Below are 17,260 nucleotides of genomic sequence, written 5' to 3' on the forward strand. Positions count from 1 at the left end.
AGGCCGTCCACCTCGTCTGGTTCACCCTCGATGGCTCGTACGAGGTCTTGTCCGCCAACGAATGCCCTGGCCCGGAGGCACCTCTACTTGAGGCGGGCCGTCGTGGCCGCGGCCACGAACTGCCGGGCGCCGCGCAGTGCGGTGCGCAGTTGTCGCTGAGTCGCCTGGCTGTCGAGGCGTACGTCGAGGGCTCCGGGAACTGTGCTGTCGGCGCGCAGGCCGGCAGGCAGACGTGAGGCGTCGAGGCCGTCGCGCCTGGCGATGAGGGTGCCGAGTTCGTGGCGGCTCAGGGCGTCGGTGCCTGCGACGTGGTGGATGCCCGCTGCGTCGCTCGACGCGAGTTCCAGCAGCGCGGACGCAAGGTCCGAGACGTGGACCGGGCACCGGATGTCGTCGGTGAACAGGGCACCGTCCCTGGCACCGGTGACGAGTTGGTGCACCAGGCGCTCGTGTACAGAACGCCCGTGGCCGATGATCAGCGACGTGCGGGCGACCACGGCCTTCGGGTGCACCTCGAGGACCCCCGTTTCCGCGGCGGCCTTGGCCGCGCCGTACGGCGTGATGGGGTCCGGCAGGCAGGACTCGTCGTAGTGGACTCGGCCGGTGCCGGAGAACACCGCGTCGGTGGACACGTGGACCATGCGGGTTCCGCGCTTCGCTGCGACTATGGCGAGCTGGACGGGGCCTTCCGCAGTGGCCGCCCAGTCGGCCCGGCCGCTCGATGCGTTGATGACAACACGCGGGTTCACCTCCGCCAAGACGGCGTCCAGGCTCCCCGTATCCCGCAGATCGAGGGGGCACCACGAGCTTGGGGAGGTGTCGCCCGGCTGGGTCGAGTAGGTCGCGACTGTCGTGTGCCCCGCCGTTCTCGCCTGCCGGATCAGCTCGGACCCCAGAAAGCCGCTGCCGCCGACGATCAGAATTGTCATACGCGTCACCGTAGCCTCGTGGGTCCCACGGCTAAGGCGGCCACCCCCGGAGTTCAGGTGACCGCCTTCGCCGTCGCCGTATGGCCGCGGCAGCTACGTCCGGGGTTGCCAGATGTAGCGGATATCCGGTTCGCGCTCGTCGTTGCGCTGGCCGTCGGTGCGCTCGACTTCAACGAAGCCGTGCCGCTGGTAGAAGCGGCGGGCCGGGCCGTTGATCTGGAACGTCCACAGTGACAGGCCGTCCGGCTTCTGCTGCTTGGCCAGGGACATGAAGCGGTCGCCCAGGCCGCGCCCGCGGCAATCCGGTTTGAGGTAAAGCTGCTTCAGCTCCCCGCCGTTGAGCACGAGGAGCCCCAGCACCTTGTTCTCCGTGACGGCCACCCAGGTCTCGTACTGGGGCACAAGCACCCGGGCGAACCAGTCCCGTACGTCGGCGTCGTCGTGAGCGCAGCGCACGGTGGGCAGCGCGGCTGCGTAGGAGCGCAGCCACACATCGGCTGCGGCATGTGCGTCGGCGGCGCGGGCGCGGCGCAGGAGGACGTCGTCGCTGCTCATGGCGCGCCGGTTCTACTTCCCTGGACGGCCGAGCTGGTGGACGGTCCAGCCGGCCGAGCGCCAGGGCTCGGGGTCGAGGGTGGTGCGGCAGTCGACGAGCAGAGGGTTGGCCGGACGGTCCACGAGAAGCTGAGCGTCGGCCTGCCGGTACTCGGACCATTCGGTGGCCAGGACGACGAGCTCGGCGCCGTCCAGGGAGTCGGCCAGGTCGTCGGTGTAGTCCAGCTCCGGGTTGCGGACCATCGCCGTGGGTACGGCCTGCGGGTCGTGGACGGTGACGATGCCGCCGGCCTGCTGGAGGGTCTGGCAGAGGGCAAGAGCCGGGGACTCGCGTACGTCGTTGGTGCCGGGCTTGAAAGCGGCTCCCCACACGGTGATCCGGGTGCCCTTGATGGGGTGCTCGCCCAGGGCGCGGGTGATGAGGCCGAGGGCGACGTTGATGCGGTTCTCGTTGATCTCCTCGGCGGCGCGCAGGAGGGTGGCGGCCTGGTCGGCGCCGAGCTGCTGGGCGGAGGCGGTGAAGGCGCGGACGTCCTTGGGGAGGCAGCCGCCGCCGTAGCCGATGCCGGGCCTCATGCCGCCTGCGCCGATGCGGGGGTCGATGCCCAGGATGTCCACGATCTGGGAGACGTCGCCGCCCGCGGCCTCGCACATGTCGGCGACGGCGTTGATGTACGAGATCTTCAGGCCGAGGAACGTGTTCGCGGCGCCCTTGGCGAGTTCGGCGGTCTGCGGGTCGGTGACGAAGATCGGCACGCCTGCGTCGATGATCCCGGCGTAGACGGCGCGGATCGCCTTCTCGCCCTCGGCGGTGGTGACACCGGCGATGAGACGGTCGGGGTGCAAGGTGTCCTCGACGGCGTGGCCTTCGCGTAGGAACTCCGGGTTCCATACGACGTCGACCTGTTCGCCAGCGGGCGCCAGGCGCTGGGCGAGGGCGGTGACCTGGGTGGTGGTGCCGACGGTGACGGTGGAGTTGCCGACGATCGTGCACGGCCGGTCGAGGTGGGGAGCGAGCTGACGGATCGCGCCGTAGACCTGTGCGGTGTCGTAGGAGCGGCCGTCGCGGTCGATGGGGGTGCCGACGCCGATGAAGTGCAACTCAGCGAATGCGGCCGCCTCGCGGATGTCGGTGGTGAACCGCAGTCGCCCGCTCCCGGTGTGGCGGGTGAGCAGTTCCGGCAGGCCGGTCTCGTAGATGGGGCATTCGCCGGCGTTGAGTCGATCGACCCGATTCTGGTCGACGTCCACGCCGATGACCTCGTGGCCGAGTTCGGCCATCGCCACAGCGTGCGGGATGCCGAGGTGACCGCAGCCGATCACGGAAACACGCATTTTGCAGGTCTTCCTTGTCTGGTCGGGGGCACACCGGACCCGGTGTGCCCCCGACGCTATCGGTTGGCGAGCAGGCCCCAAGTCGGGTCGCTCAGAGGTTCGTTGACGTGTTCGACCGTGTGCCGGCGGTTCAGCCCACGGCGTCCAGCGCGCCGGACAGGGCCGCGATCAGGAACTCGATGTCGTCGTCCGTCGACGTAAGCGGGGGCGCCACGACCAGCCCCTCGCTCTTGGGCTCTCCGGCTCCGGTGAACGGGTAGAAGAACACCCCGCGTTCCTCCGCGGCCGCCATCACGGGCCAGAGCTGCCCCGGGGTTACCTCCACCCCGTAGAGGAAGCCCAGTCCACGTACGTGCCGCACCGGCCCGACACCGGTCGGAGAGTGCATGCCCGCCCCGAGGTGTTCCCCTCGCTCCGCGAAGGCGGAGTGGTCGATCGCGTCCAGCTCGTCGAGGACGCCCAGGCACGCGGCCGCCATGAGGGGGTGGGTGGCCATGGTGCCCAACGCGGGCAGCGTGTCGGCGTCATCGTGCCGGACCCGGTGACCGGGCTCGCCACCGCCCACGCAGCTCGGACAGCGAGTTCGGCAGGCAGGCGCTATCGACCTGCCGGTCCAGCGCGTAGACGACCCACTCCCGGCCCGCACCCTTGCTTCTCTCCGGCACTCGGCCACAGACACGATCCACCAGACCAATCCCTGACCAGCACAAACCTAGCTACCCGGACCACGCAGCCGTGCAGAAATCCCGCGCCGTTCACTACATCCCGAGACGATCAGCCCAGGGCCTCTTCAGATCCCTGCGTGCAGCGTGGTCGCAGGATCGGGTTCCAGGCGAACCAGTTCAGGTTCTCGGCGCCCAGTTCCCACGGCGACTCCAGCAGCAGTTCCCGGGTTACCTCAAGGTCCGCGGTGACGGCAGCTGGCGCCGGGCCGATCCGGGTCATCCAGTCGCCCTCCGCACGCCAGAACTCCTCGTCCTCGCCACGCAGGCGGCACGCCGCCGCTTCCACGCAGACAGGCCATCTCGGCATCCCGTAGTGGTCGTCGCGGGCCCCGAACCAAGGTGCGCTGGCGAAGACAAGGAAGTCGTCCGGCGACAGCCTCTGCTCGAAGTGCGCGAGCAGTTCGATGCGCTGTTTCGCGTGCTTCTTTATGTCTCCGAGGAATCCCCAGCCGAAGTCCGTCAGGGTTCCCGCACATCCCGGCCAGACCTGGTCCCGGTCCAGGACCAGGTCCTCCAGCTCGTAGGGACGGAACTGGTCGTCGGAGCCCAGAACGTCGAAGGCCTGCCGGGTGAGCCAGGTGTTGCGGGCGAACATCGTCCCGTCGTGCAATGCCTTGCGCCGACTGGTCGACCGTGAGGCATGCGCGTTCTCGATCGGGCCGTTGCGCCACACGGACCGGACCAGCCCGTAAGCGGCTGCCCACCGCAGTCCGTCCTGCGTCTTGAAGAAGCCCAACTCCGTCAGACGCAGCCGTGCCCGCCCCAGCGCGTCCTGGATGTCCCCGTCCGTCGGCTGCTGCTCCCCCACGATGCCCCGCTCCCCCGCGTCGGTGTGCCTTCCCATCTGCGCTGCAGCGCCTGCAGGAAGAGTCAGATCGTACGCGGCGCCACTGACACCTCGCTGCCGTCTTCCACGACGTTCACAGCGTCCACCGGACCGCTCCGAGAGAGGCCGGACCGCTGGAAGTCCGCGCTGAGCGCGTGCAGTTCAGCGCGACGGGCGAGCATGAGTTCCTCCGGCTGCCGCAGGGCGGTGTCCAGGAGCCAGACCCCGCGGCGGAACTGCTGGAAGCCGATGCTCTCCCACAGCGCGGCGATCTTCTTCTTCGCCTGGCGGCGGGACGCCTCGGTGACCTGCTCGCGGTCCTCGGGGTATTCGCCCATGGCCGGGTACGCCGCCACCGCACAACAGCCGCCGGACAGGCGGCGGATCGTCTCGGCCACCAGGATTGGTCCCAGCCCGAAGCCCCTCCATGCCCTGTCGAGATGGACACGGTCGAGGATCAGCAGATCACCGACAGGATGGGTGACGGCCTTCTCGAACGCGGCACTGTAGCCCGCGCGTCCAGACCGACCGAGAACGGCTGCGGCAATGACCTCGAGATCACCAGACTCGGCATCCGCCGCCTCCCACCCACTGTCACCGGTGTCATCACGCAGCCGCCACAGGATCACATGCCCGACCTCGGTGCCCGCAGCTGGAGCACGGCTTCCCTCGTCCTCCCACTCCTCGTCACCCGCCATCCCATAGGTGACCTTGACGTACCAGGACTCCAGAGTGTCCTCGAAGTCGTAGGGCACCACGGGATGCCCGTGACCGTAGTGCAGATGCAACCGGGCGGGATCGCCCGGGAGTTCACCGACCAGGCGCTTGTGCCTCGCTGACGTCATGTCCACAGCCTAGGAGCGGGCACTGAACACCCCACCGGGAAACGGCACGACGGGCACCTCGCCAGGGTCCTCCTCCTGATCATGGATACAGAGATCAACCTCCTCGCACGACGAGGTCGCGGCTGATGCCCAGGTCGTCGAGCAGCAGCTGCAACGGCCCGGTGTCCCGCGCGGGCACGGGACGCGACGCGGCCCACTCGCTCAGCTGACCGGTGTCGATCCCGAAGCCGCCCTGGGCCGCCACAGTCACCCAGGGATCCAGGTCCGCGGAGCGGAACGCGGTCAGCCCGCTGACCAGTGCTTCGCGGAACGTCCGCTGCTGTGCGCCGTCCAGGTTCCGGTAGAGCGAGCCGCACAACTCGCGGAACACCACCGCGTGTCCGCTCTCGTCCCGCCGGTGCAGATCGGTGGTGATCCGGTTCATCGGCTGGATCTCCTGGGCGGTGGCCAGTGCGGAGAGGAACCCGCTGATCGTCGTCTCGGCGGCCAGCGAGAACGCGATGCCGACGATGTCGCGGTCGAACCCGGACAACCCGGCGCGGGCCGCGGCCAGTCCCTGGACGACCGACCAGCCGCCCGGCGCGAACCGCACGTCCGCCAGGTCGCGCCGCCTGCGGGTGACGCCGACGGCGTTGTGGCACATCAGGATGTGATAGTGCTCATCGATGATCGTCTGGTGCAGCGCGTCGACGGCGATGTCGTCGCGGCGGACGGGGATCCGTTCCTGGAGCATCAACCGGCAGGCCGGCAGGATGATCTCGTCCTCGATGGCCGCGGTCTTGGCGTTGTAGGCGATCCACGCCGCGGACAGGATGCGCGAGCGAGCGTCCCGGTCGAGCCGGTCGGCACCCGGCAGGCCCAGCACCGGGACGAGGTGTTCGGGGAAGTCCGGCAGCGCCGCGTCGAAGTGACCGTCGAGGTCGAGCTCGTCCTTCTTGACGGCCACTCGCTTCCCCCAGCGGAGCGTCAGCTGCACCAGCAAGTCACGCTCGTACTCGGGCACTTCACGTGCCGCGACCATCAAGAAACCTCCTTCGTGGGTTCACCACAGGAATCAGGGAGACGCCGGCCGGAACGGCGAGCGCGGCCAGGCGCGACTGCCAGAACCCGGCCACTGCGGCGTCCGTGTCCAGGAACCGGCCCAGCCCCTCGATGACCGGCCGGATGCCGTGCAGGGCGTTCAGCGTCCAGACGGGCACGCCGGCGAGATCCGGCACGGTGGCCTGCTCGGTGACGACCCGGTGCCCTGCCGTACCGGCGAGCTCTCCGAGCAGGGCACGGGTGATCCCGGGGAGCAGACCGGGGCCGGGCGGTGGCCCGCACAGCGTGTCGCCCCGCCACCAGACGATGCTCGTGGACGCCCCCTCGACCACGTGCCCTTGCGGCGAGACCAGCAGCGCCTCGTCGGCTCCCGCCGCAGCCGCGGCAGCCCGCAGGGAAGCAAGGTGGTCCAGGTCGGCGCCCTTGACGGCCGGCAGCCGACGGCGGTCGGATCCCGCCGCGGTCCACAACCGCACGGTCGCCGCGCGCGGTGGCGCGGGGCGCAGCCACATCCGCAGCCGCGTTCCCGACCCGGTCCCCACGAGTTCGACGCGAGGAAACCATCGGCCTCGCGCGGGCAACGCCTCGGCGGCCGAGCGAAGGAACCGGTCCGTCACCTCCGCTCCCGGTCCGCAGAACCGGTCGCAGGCCGAAGTGAAGCGTTCGGCGTGCCGGTCGAGTCCCCGCACCCGCCCCTCCTCCACGAGCCAGGAGTCGATGACCAGCACCGTCCCGGCGGCGTCGGCCGTCGACCAGCCGCCATCGGCGTCCCACCACCGGCGGACGCCCTGGCCGGTCGCTGTGCTCATCGCTGGGTTCATCGTCGGAGGCTTCCCGCGTCCGACACCGTCGGCGCACGCCAGGCGCGGAGCGACGCCGCCGCCTTGAGCAGCATCTCCTCGTACTCTTCATGCGGGTCGGAGCCGAGCACGATCGCCCCGCCGGCACCAATGGTCAACCGGTCACCGACGCGGACCGCGGTGCGGATCACGATGCTCAGGTCCGTGCCGCCGCAGAGACCGAAGTAGCCAAGGGCACCCGAGTACACACCCCGGGCCTCCGTCTCCAGGCGGTCGATGATCTCCATGGTGCGCAGCTTCGGCGCCCCGGTCATCGACCCGCCGGGAAAGCACTGCCGGACGCAGTCCACCGCGCCGACCCCGTCATGGAGCCGCCCCCGAACAGTGGAGACCAGTTGGTGCACGGTCTCGTAGCTCTCGACGGCCAGGTACGGGTCGACCTCGACACTGCCCACCTCACACACCCGGCCCAGGTCGTTGCGCAACAGGTCGACAATCATCAGGTTCTCGGCCTGAGTCTTGGCACTGGAGGCGAGCGTGGCAGCCAGTTCGGCGTCGCGCACCGGGTCGGCGTCGCGCGGGGCTGTCCCCTTGATCGGCTTGCTGGTGACCGTACGGTCCCTCTCGATACGCAGGAACCGCTCCGGCGAGGAACTGAAGACCGTGACATCGCCGAGGCGCAGGAGCGCGGCGTACGGCGCCGGGTTCACCCGGCGCAGCCTCAAGTAGAAGGAAGTGCCGTCGTCACGGAACGGCATGTGCAACGTGTTCGTCAGACAGATCTCGTAACTCTCGCCCCGGTACAACTGCCGTCGGCACTCCGCGATGTCCGCCAAGTACTGGCTCCGGCCGCGGCCCAGGTACTCCTCGGCACTCGGGGGCGGGCCGGCGGCAGGCTCGCGCGGCGGCTCGGCGTCGGCCGGGTTCAGACCCATCAGAAGCGCGGACGTCCGTTCCACCCACTCCTGCGCGTCGCGCCGGGTCTTCTCGTCATGGACGGCCACCAGGTAGGTCAGTCCCTCCTGGTGGTCGACCGCGATGACGCGATCAGCGAACATCCACATGGCGTCCGGCGTCTCGGCGGTGTGGCGTGCCGTGGCCCCGCACTCGGCCTTGAGTTCGTAGCCGAAGTAGCCGACATAGCCGCCGGTCAGGTCGAAGGGCAGGTCCGAGTCGGGGACGCGCCGTTCGCGCAGCCGCTGTTGGAGGACGTCGAACACGCTGCCGGTGACGATATGGACGCCGTTCGCATCGCGCACTTCCACTGTCCCGCTGCCGGTGCGGTAGGTCAGAACCTCGCTGAGCGGACCTGACGTGTCGCCGAGGAACGAGAACCGGGACAGGCCTTCCTCCACCCGGCTGCTGTCCAGCCAGAAGCAGTACGGGATGTTGTCGAAGAGCTCGAGAAAAATGCTCTCGGAATCGGCAGCGGTCGACACGACCGTGCTGATGATTCCCAGTCCCTCGACCGCGCCGGGCGTGTCGTCGGACACTGCGGGGTCGGTATCGGTATCGGTATCGGTGTCGGTGTCGGTGTCGGTGTCGGTGTCGGTGTCGGTGTCGGTGTCGGTGTCGGTGTCGGTGTCGGTGTCGGTGTCGGTGACCGTGACGGACGGCCGTTGTCCGTGCTGCGTCCGGCGGGTCAGCTCGGCGAAATTCTGCAGGATCTCACGCCCGTACTGGGAAGCGATCGACTCGGGGTGGAACTGCACACCCCACTGCGGCAGATCACGGTGACGCAACGCCATGAGCACGCCGTCGTCCGCCCACGCGGTGGCGACGAGTTCCTCGGGCAGGGGCTCCGGCACGCACAGCGAGTGGTAACGAACCGCGACGAATTCACGCGGAATTCCGGCGAACAGGGGATCTCCCTCGTGGGAGACCTTGGCGAGGTGCCCGTGTTTCGGTTCAGGCGCGGCGACCACCGACGCTCCGGCCAGCTGCGCGATCATCTGATGGCCGAAGCAGACGCCCAGCACGGGAAGCGTGGTGCGGCGCAGCAGGTCGCCGAGAAGACCGACGTCGCGAGGGTTCTGCGGCCGTCCAGGGCCGGGTGAGACCACGATGTTGTCGAAGTTCTCCAGCCGCAGGCTGGACAACATCGGATCGTCGTTGACCATGACGACGGGCTCCTGGCCGTTGATGTCGGCGATCAACTGGTACAGGTTGAAGGTGTACGAGTCATAATTGTCCAGCAGCAAGGTACGCATCATGGACCGTCCGATATTTTCCAGAGCGTCTGGACGTCGTCCGGTGCCAAGGTGATCCCGAAGATCTCCTCGGGAGCGGAGAGCATCTCCTCCACATCGAGTTCCCGGACGATCGCCGGCTCTGCGGGACGTATTTCCGTGAGAGTGCTGCCGGCGAGGAGGTGCCTCACTTCGGGCCGTGTGCGCTGGAGGACCATCCGGTGGTTGAACGGCGAACGCGGATGCGTCAGGCAGAAGTGGTTGAGGAGCTCGAAGTCCGACGGATAGCGCGCGTCGGTGGTGAAACCGTAGAGCTCTGCCGGCCCCTCGGGCCGCAGGAACCGCAGTACGTGTTCACCATTCGGTTCCCGCACCAGGTCAAAGGGCCAATCACCCTCAAGCCGGGAGTTCTCGGCGAGGCGGATAGGGGCGTGCGGCCCGTATGCGCCGAAACTCACGTCGAAGAGCCAGCGTTCGCCGTCGAGCTCCACGCACAGGGCCACGTGCAGCGCAGGCCCGAACCTGCTCCCGGTGCGGATCCGCGTCCTGCCGGCGAACGCCGTGAACGTGAACCCGATGCGGTCCAGCACGGCCGCCATCAGCACGACCTGTTCCAGGCACCAGCCGCCGCGCCCCCGCCGCACGATCTTCTCCTGGACGCTGTCCAGGTCCAGCGGCACCGCCGTGCGCCCGAGCAGCGCGTCGAGGTTGTCGAAGGCGATCGCGTCGACGTGGGCGGCGTGCAGGCCCCGCAGCGTGGCGAGGTCCGGAGCGACGTCGCCCAGGTAGCCCACGCGGCTCAGGTAGGCGTCCAGGTCGACGCCGCTCCCCTGCCACATCGAATCCGTCAGCTCGTCGTTCATGCGAACTGCCCGGCGAGCAGTGCCGCGAGAACGATCCAGCCGAAGTAGGTGTTGGCGACGAAGGCGTCCCAGCACGACTTCGGATCATCCAGGTCCACACGTACGAGCAGATAGGACAGAAAGACTCCCGCGAGCACGACGATCAGGTAGAACGCCCACTCCATCGACGTCCGGGAACCGGCCCACAGCACACCGCCGACGCCGGCCACCATGAACACCGCCAGCCACGCCTTGGTGGCCGTGCCGAACAGCAGGGCGGAAGACCTGACACCGATGTTGCGGTCGTACTCCTTGTCCTGATGGGAGTAGATCGCGTCGTGGATCAGGGTCCAGAAGGCCCCGCAGGCGTACAGGCCGTACACCGCGAGCGGGTAGTCGAAGCTCCCGGTCGCCGCCGTCCAGCCGATCAGCACGTAGACGCTCATGACCAGCGCCAGGAACGCGGAGGGCCAGGCGAAGATACGCTTCATATAGGGGTACGCGACGATCAGCGGGTACGAGACCGCCGCGACCAGAGCTGTCTCCACGTTCGCCACCGACAGGACCAGCAGTGCGACCACGGCCTGCGCGGCGGCGAACAGCAGTGCGTTCCCGACGCTGATCGTCCCCGACGCGACAGGACGCGACACGGTGCGGGCGACACGGGCGTCGACGTCCTTGTCGATCACGTCGTTCACCGCGCAGGCCGCACCGCGCACCAGCACCGCGGCGACTGCCAGAACCACGACCGCCAGGAGGCCCGGTCGTCGATCGGATGCCAGGACGGCAGCCCATAACCCTGGAAGCAGATAGAGCACGTACCCCGTGGGCCTGTCCAGACGCATCAGCAGGAGATACGCGCGGACCGAGTTCGGGCTCTTCGAGACGACGCCTGTCGATATCTTGTGCAGCATCAGGATCCGATCACCATGTCACCGGAAGTTGGATCAACCCGCCGATCAGCGTGTTGTGGCGCAACCCCAGCTCCTCCACCCCGACGGCCAGACGCAGGGTCGGCAATCGCGCGACGAGCTGGGTGAGCACCACCTGCAGCTGCATCCGGGCCAGCATCGCGCCGACGCACTCGTACGCGCCGTACCCGAACACGAGACTGCCCGCAGTGTCACGCGTGACATCGACCCGGCCAGGGTCGGCGAAGACCCTCTCATCGTGGTTGGCCGCGATGATATTCAGCAGCAGGCGGTCGCCGGCCCGGATGGTGACCCCGTCGACCTCGAAGTCCGTCAGCGCATAGCGGAGCATGCCACCGTTATGCGGGTTCGGCATCGACATCCGCAGGGTCTCCTCGACAGCACCGGGGACGAGACCCGGGTCGTGCAGCAACGCCTGCCACTGCTCGCGGTCGGCCAGCAGCAGCGACACACAGGTGCCGATCCGGGCCACCGTGGTCTCGAAGCCGCCGAACAGCAGCAACGCCGTCAGCCCGAGGACCTCGTCGTCCTCGATCCCCTCGGTCGCGCAGATCCTGGAGATCACGTCATCGCCCGGATTCCGCCGCTTGTCGGCGACGAGTCGCCTGCAATAGCCGAACAGTTCGCCCAGCCCCTGCTTGGACCTGGCCGGATCCCCGACGCCCGCCGCGTCCTGGGTCCAGCCGCCGAACCGGTCCTTGTCCTCCTGGGGCACGCCCAGCCACTCGCACATCACCTGGATCGGCAGCGGCAGCGCCAACGCCTCGCGCAGGTCAACCGGCGGCTTCTGCCCGGCCAGTGCGTCCAGGAGCTGCCCGGTCAGTTTCTCGACGTAGGGCCGCAGGGCCAGCATCCTCTCGGGTGAGAAGTGCGGCTCCAACAGGGCACGCAACCGGGCGTGGTCGGTGGCGAAGCCGCCCAGCAGGCCGGCGAGAAGCGCCGACCCGCTGTCCTTCTGCGCGGCCTTCGGATCGGGATGGGAGCGGCTGAGCCGGTCGTCGTCGAGCAACTGCCTCACCCAGGCATGACCGGTGACCAGCCACGCCTCGTCGCCCTCGGCAGTACGAACCCGATGGACCGCGCCCTGGGCTTGGAGCGTGCGCAGCCCTGGCGCGAGTCGCAGCACGTTCGTCTGCTCGAACGGCAATTGAGCTGGGGTACTCACTGACGGCCTCCGCCGTGATCGAGGTTCAGACATGCGGTGAGCAGAATGTCGCGCAGCCACAGGTTGATCGGGTCCTGAGTCCTGAGTCCTGAGTCCTGAGTCCTGGGTCCTAAGTCCTGGTCACGCGGTGGGCCTGCGATGGACGATGCGGTCGAACAGCGCGGTCAGGTCGGTGGACGCGGCCGAGGACAACTCGGCTCGTCCGAGGTGCTCCAGCGCCGAGTCCAGATGGCTGCGGGCCAGCTGCTCGGCCGTGCGCCGGCCGCCGGATTCCTCGACGAGGTCGGCCATCTCCTGCAGATGCGCCGCCGTGGTGCCGTCGGCGTGCCACAGCCGGCTCAGTCGTTCGCCGGCCGGGCTGTCGGCGGACAGGGCCGCCAGCACCGGAAAGCTCGGGTTGCGCCGCAGGATGTCGCTCCGGGCGGGCTTGCCGGTCACTACGGGGTCGCCCCAGATGTCCTCGATGTCGTTGCAGATCTGAAAAGCGAGACCCAGATGCCTGCCTGCGCCACAGAGGGCTGCCAGGACGTGCTCCGGTCTGCCCGCCCGCACCGCGGGCGTCACCAGCGCGCACTCCAGCAGCGCGGACGTCTTCTCCTCCACGATTCTGTCGTACTCCGCGATGCCGGTGCCCGGCCCCAGTCGGACGGTGAACTCACGGGACTGGCCCGCGAGAACGAGACCGATGGCTTCGGCGAACACGCTGGAGATCTCCGCACGGCCTGGGCCCTGGTCGTCGACGACCATCCGCAGTGCCAGCGCCTGCAAGGCGTCCCCGGCCAGGATGGCCAGACTGGTGCCGAACACCTTCCACGCGGCCGGGCGGCCGCGGCGCAGCTCGTCCGCGTCGATGATGTCGTCGTGGATCAGGGTCGAGTTGTGCAGCAGTTCCAGTGCGGCCGCCTGGCACCGCACATCCTCCGGCCCCAGGCCGACTCCGTCAGCCGCAGCCAGCATGAGGGCGGCGCGGGTCTGCTTGCCGCCCTCCGCACCGCTGGGGGCACCGTGTTCGTCGGTGAAGCCAAGATGGTACGAGCAGATCCGGGCAGGGTCGGCTCCAGAGCGGAGACCTGCTGCCGTATGACGGGTATCACCGTGGACTGCACCGTCCTCGGCGGCAGGACGGCTTGGAGCCCCGTCGACGAGGAGTCGAGTGCGCTCATCCAGATTCTCCTCCGGTCGCACGCCTTCCCCATTCCTCGTCAGAACCTGCGCGTATGGGGTTCGCGAGTTGCACTACTGAAACTCACTGCGCTGAATATGTCGCTCGAGCTGTAGGTCCGGAGCGATGCATCGGAATTTTCCCAAGCGTTCCGACCGCCATCCTGAACGACCTCTCCTGAGCGTGTCAACGACGCAACGTGAGCGTCTTCGTCTTTAGGAAAAACCCCAAAGAACACAGCGTGAGGTCTGGATTAGACTACGCTGCGGAGTGGTTGCCACCGGGCGGTACGAGGCCGAATTCGAGTCCGGCTATTAGCCGCGCTCTCCGGGGGGACTGGAATGAATGCCTGAGAGGCGGAATGGCTATGTCAGTTGGTTCTGGCCAATTACATGAAGGCAGGCCATTCGACCCGTACGACGCACACCGCGACGACCCTTATTCGTTTCTGGCCGACATCACTGAGCCGGTGTTCTATGCCCCATTGCTCAACGCGTGGTGCGTCACTCGGCGCGAGGACATGGTTGCCGTGCTGCGAGACGACCGGAACTTCTCGGCACGCGACCACAACCCCCGCTCCTCGGTCGAGTTGCCCGAGGACGTGAGCCGGATGCTCCGTACCTGGCGCGGTGCCGGTGCTCTGGCCGTCGGCTCGCTCGACCCTCCCGAGCACACCAGGATCAGGGAAGTACTCAACGTCGGGTTCACGCCGGCCAGGGTCCGGGCGTTCGAACCCACGGTCCGTTCGATCGCCGCCGACCTCGCCGAACGGACCGCGGTCGCGGCGGAGTTCGACTTCATCACGGCATTCGCCGTTCCGTACGCCCTTGAGGTGATCTGCCGGCGCCTCGGGATTCCGGACGAGTACCTCGACCGCCTCCGCACGTGGTCCGAGCAGCGCATCGAACTCATGATGTTGCAGAGCTACACCGATCCCGACCCGCTGCGTGAATACGCCCGTGGTCTGATGGAATTCGGAGCGTTCGCCCGCTCGCTCGCGCAGGAGCGGCTTGTCTCACCGCAGGACGACCTGATCAGTGAACTGCTCCACGACGGCAAGGCAGGCCGGACGCTCACCGCCGACGAGGTTTCTGTCCAGATCCCCACGCTCGTCTTCGCGGGACACATGACCTGCGCGGAGGCACTCGGCACGATCTTCTACCAGCAGCTTCAGGCACCCGGCGGCTGGGCCGAGGTGGTCGACGGGACGATCGCCCCACGGGACCTCGTCGAGGAGGGACTGCGGATCGACAGTCCGCTGGCCGGGATGTACCGGACCGCGCTGCATGACGTGGTGGTCGGCGACGTCCACCTGGCCGCGGGGAGCCGACTGCTTCTGCTGTACGGAGCTGCCGGCCGGGACAGTCGCGCCCACGCGTGTCCGGCCGGGTTCAGTCCGGGCAGTGAGTCCGCCTCGCATCTCGCGTTCGGGCATGGCATCCATTTCTGCCTCGGAGCTGGATTCGCCCGCATGGAACTGGAGGTCGCGATACAGGCCCTCGCCGCCAGGATGCCGGATCTGACTCTGGCACCGGGGCCGCCGCCATGTCACCGGCCGGTGTTCCCACTGCGGGCGTTGAGCGAATTGCGGGTGCGGCAGCGGAGACGGGTGGCCGGGCGGTCGTCGGGAGATCTGGGCGACACGTTGGCCCCCGCAGAGCTCACTTGACTCACTCGTCGGACGGCATCGAGTGCGAGGACCCCCGGTTCCGCAGATCTGTATGCCGACCGGCCCCGACAAGCCGAAACGGCCCGCCAGTTCAACTGGCGGGCCGTTTCGGCTTGTCGGAATGATGGGGCCGGGGACGCCGCCGACGTCATGCGCGGACCGCGGTGAGGAAGAGGTAGCCGCTCTCCGGGATGGCCCCGAACCTACGCACGAAGTCGATGAGCGAGGTGGCCTTTTCCTCGCCGACCAGATCGGCCAGCTTGTCGTGGACGGTCTCAAAGGCGTCCGCCATGAGTGTGAGGGTACGGATGACGTTGTCGGTGATGTCACGGATCTCTACGTCGACGAAACCGTTGGCGGCCAACGCCATCCGGTATTCGTCCACAGTGCCCAAGGAGTGCACCGCGTAGTTCTCGCAGATGTGGTCCAGGACCACGCGTCCCTCAGGGCTGACCGGGCCGCGCTGGATGACGTCGGCGATGGCGAGCCGGCCGCCGGGGCGCAGGACGCGGGCGGTCTCGGCGAGCACATGGCTGCGGTCGGGCATGTGCCACATCGACTCCAGCGCCCAGGCCGCGTCGAACGAGCCGTCGGGGAAGGGCATGTCCATCGCGTCCGCGAACTGGAACGTGGCCCGGTCGGCGAGCCCCGCCGCGGCCGCACGTTTCGTGGCCTGCGCCACCTGGTCGTGGCTGACGGAGATGCCCACCACGTTGACATCACAAGCGCTGATGAGCCGCAGCGCGGGATTTCCTATGCCGCAGCCGATGTCCAGGACCCGCTCGTCGGACTGCGCAGCGAGACCTGAGATCATCAGGTCGGTCAGGCGGTGTGTGGCTTCCTCGATGGAACTGTCGTCGGCATCGTTTTCCCAGTAGCCATAGTGGATGTTCGGGCCCCACACGGTGCGGTAGATGCGACCGAACCCGTCGTACACGCCGGCGACGTCGCTGGGAGCGGGAAACTGCGTCATGAGGATCTCCGTACTCGTGGTGAAGAGTGAAGGTGGCGCGACGTCGGCGACGGTGGGCGAAGGCGGGCGGAAAGCCGCTGCGCCCGACTGGGCAAAGCCAGCCGAGCGCCTTACGTGATCTGCTTCTTCGCTCACTTCAGTTCGAAGCGCAGGAAACCCAGCCGCAAGCCTCCCGCTCGCCATTCGGCGCCGAGCGCCTGGTTCGCCATCAGGGATATCCTCAGCTGCCGGCGCTCGACTGCCGAAAGGCTGTTGTCACTGTCCAGCACCGCCTTCGTCCAGGCGGTGCTCTCCTCCCAGAACGGCGCGGTTTCCGACGTGGCGTCGACGTCGTCGACCAGCTCGAAACCCGCGGCCCGCGCGGCTTCCGCGTAGTCGCGCACCGTGGCCGGTTTCGTGTAGAAGTACTCGGACCACACATCGGCCCCGTGAGGACGTGTGATGAACACTTCCTCGATGCAGACACTGCCGCCCGGACGAATCACGCGCGCCAGACGCTCGAACCACTGCGGACGGTTGAAATATCCGCTGCTCTCGATCGCCACCGCCGCGTCGTAGGGGCCGTCCAGGGGGAGATGCATCGCATCACAGACCAGCGTGCGGACCTTCTCGCCCACACCGGATTCCTGCGCGAACCTCTCGACGATCGGCGCGTGTTCCGGCGCGTTGGTGACGGCCGTGACGTCGGCGCCGTATTCCTGTGCCCAGAAGAGCGAGCCGCCGCCCAACCCGCAGCCGACATCCAGGATTCTCCCCGACAGCCGGTGTTCGGCGCCCCAGATCTTGGCCGCGTACCTGAGCAACCCCTCTTGGTGGAGTCGTATGCTGCGCCGAATGTCATCGGGCGTCGCCTCGTGAACGTCCACTGGCGTTCGGGAGGAGGGGTAGTGGCCGACATGATAGTGAATCCGGGGTCCGGGCCCGTATTTGCGAACAAGCCTGGCCGTTTTGTCGTCGTAGTACTGACCGACCAATCGCGTCTCGTCCTGATGCTCCAGCACCTTTTGAGATGAGCTTGAAAGTTCATCCAGATTTGACACAGCCATTCCTCCAGGGCTCGGATGCCGACGAAATTGTGGCGAATCGCCTGCTGGTAGTTGGAAATGGAGAGCCGCCCGCACGATCCGGAATGTCGAGTCACATCGAAAATAGGTGGCAGCTATCGGACTCCATCCTGGGAGGGCGCCCCAGGGCGTGTCAACGACGCAGTGTGAGCATCTTCGACTTTAGGAAAAACCCCAAAGAACACAGCGTAAGGTCTGGATTAGACTA

The 17,260-nt window shown here is 67.8% G+C and carries 16 protein-coding genes; 1 reads left to right on the forward strand and 15 read right to left on the reverse strand.

Going from position 1 to position 17,260, the window contains the following annotated elements; all coding sequences use genetic code 11:
* Window positions 1-83 precede the first annotated feature (83 nt).
* The 13 genes from AQJ67_RS40145 to AQJ67_RS40205 all read right to left on the reverse strand — a co-directional run bounded on the left by AQJ67_RS40145 (window position 84) and on the right by AQJ67_RS40205 (window position 13,141).
* Window positions 84-929 (reverse strand): SDR family oxidoreductase, encoded by an 846-nt coding sequence (locus AQJ67_RS40145; RefSeq protein WP_062724457.1) that lies wholly within the window; start codon window positions 927-929, stop codon window positions 84-86.
* Window positions 930-1,022: 93 nt separating this feature from the next.
* Complete coding sequence (locus AQJ67_RS40150) at window positions 1,023-1,484, reverse strand: GNAT family N-acetyltransferase (RefSeq protein WP_062724458.1); 462 nt, start codon at window positions 1,482-1,484, stop codon at window positions 1,023-1,025.
* A gap of 12 nt (window positions 1,485-1,496) precedes the next feature.
* A complete protein-coding gene (locus AQJ67_RS40155; protein WP_062724459.1) occupies window positions 1,497-2,819 on the reverse strand; it encodes a UDP-glucose dehydrogenase family protein in 1,323 nt (440 codons plus the stop codon).
* A gap of 130 nt (window positions 2,820-2,949) precedes the next feature.
* The gene (locus AQJ67_RS40160) at window positions 2,950-3,315 is read right to left on the reverse strand and encodes a hypothetical protein (protein ID WP_159058916.1); all 366 of its coding nucleotides are present in this window, start codon (window positions 3,313-3,315) and stop codon (window positions 2,950-2,952) included.
* A gap of 278 nt (window positions 3,316-3,593) precedes the next feature.
* Entirely contained in the window at window positions 3,594-4,388 is a 795-nt protein-coding gene (locus AQJ67_RS40165; RefSeq protein ID WP_062724461.1) for a hypothetical protein, read from the reverse strand.
* Between the two features lie 26 nt (window positions 4,389-4,414).
* The gene (locus tag AQJ67_RS40170) at window positions 4,415-5,215 is read right to left on the reverse strand and encodes a hypothetical protein (protein WP_062724462.1); all 801 of its coding nucleotides are present in this window, start codon (window positions 5,213-5,215) and stop codon (window positions 4,415-4,417) included.
* Between the two features lie 94 nt (window positions 5,216-5,309).
* Complete coding sequence (locus AQJ67_RS40175) at window positions 5,310-6,236, reverse strand: AurF N-oxygenase family protein (RefSeq protein ID WP_062724463.1); 927 nt, start codon at window positions 6,234-6,236, stop codon at window positions 5,310-5,312.
* The gene (locus AQJ67_RS40180; RefSeq protein ID WP_062724464.1) at window positions 6,220-7,065 is read right to left on the reverse strand and encodes an aminotransferase class IV; all 846 of its coding nucleotides are present in this window, start codon (window positions 7,063-7,065) and stop codon (window positions 6,220-6,222) included. The genes AQJ67_RS40175 and AQJ67_RS40180 overlap by 17 nt, the downstream gene beginning before the upstream one ends.
* 8 nt (window positions 7,066-7,073) lie before the next feature.
* Entirely contained in the window at window positions 7,074-9,266 is a 2,193-nt protein-coding gene (gene pabB / locus AQJ67_RS40185) for an aminodeoxychorismate synthase component I (protein ID WP_063807417.1), read from the reverse strand.
* Entirely contained in the window at window positions 9,266-10,108 is an 843-nt protein-coding gene (locus AQJ67_RS40190) for an arylamine N-acetyltransferase family protein (protein WP_244190756.1), read from the reverse strand. The genes pabB and AQJ67_RS40190 overlap by 1 nt, the downstream gene beginning before the upstream one ends.
* On the reverse strand, window positions 10,105-11,001 hold the full coding sequence (locus tag AQJ67_RS40195; RefSeq protein ID WP_062724466.1) for a 4-hydroxybenzoate octaprenyltransferase: 897 nt from the start codon (window positions 10,999-11,001) through the stop codon (window positions 10,105-10,107). Before AQJ67_RS40195 ends, AQJ67_RS40190 begins: the two co-directional genes overlap by 4 nt.
* Window positions 11,002-11,011: 10 nt before the next feature.
* On the reverse strand, window positions 11,012-12,166 hold the full coding sequence (locus AQJ67_RS40200; protein ID WP_244190757.1) for a cytochrome P450: 1,155 nt from the start codon (window positions 12,164-12,166) through the stop codon (window positions 11,012-11,014).
* A gap of 138 nt (window positions 12,167-12,304) precedes the next feature.
* Window positions 12,305-13,141: a polyprenyl synthetase family protein gene (locus AQJ67_RS40205; RefSeq protein ID WP_208615130.1), complete on the reverse strand. Its 837-nt coding sequence runs from the start codon at window positions 13,139-13,141 to the stop codon at window positions 12,305-12,307.
* A gap of 572 nt (window positions 13,142-13,713) precedes the next feature.
* On the opposite strand from AQJ67_RS40205, the gene AQJ67_RS40210 reads away from it, so the two are divergent.
* Window positions 13,714-15,015: a cytochrome P450 gene (locus AQJ67_RS40210; RefSeq protein WP_244190758.1), complete on the forward strand. Its 1,302-nt coding sequence runs from the start codon at window positions 13,714-13,716 to the stop codon at window positions 15,013-15,015.
* A 148-nt stretch (window positions 15,016-15,163) separates the two neighbouring features.
* Here AQJ67_RS40210 and AQJ67_RS40215 read toward each other — a convergent pair whose 3' ends face one another.
* Together AQJ67_RS40215 and AQJ67_RS40220 are read right to left on the reverse strand one after the other, a co-directional pair.
* Complete coding sequence (locus AQJ67_RS40215; RefSeq protein WP_167366251.1) at window positions 15,164-15,988, reverse strand: methyltransferase domain-containing protein; 825 nt, start codon at window positions 15,986-15,988, stop codon at window positions 15,164-15,166.
* Between the two features lie 131 nt (window positions 15,989-16,119).
* The gene (locus tag AQJ67_RS40220) at window positions 16,120-17,028 is read right to left on the reverse strand and encodes a methyltransferase domain-containing protein (protein WP_244190759.1); all 909 of its coding nucleotides are present in this window, start codon (window positions 17,026-17,028) and stop codon (window positions 16,120-16,122) included.
* Between the last annotated feature and the right edge of the window lie 232 nt (window positions 17,029-17,260).

The sequence above is a fragment of the Streptomyces caeruleatus genome (assembly GCF_001514235.1).
Lineage (GTDB): Bacteria > Actinomycetota > Actinomycetes > Streptomycetales > Streptomycetaceae > Streptomyces > Streptomyces caeruleatus.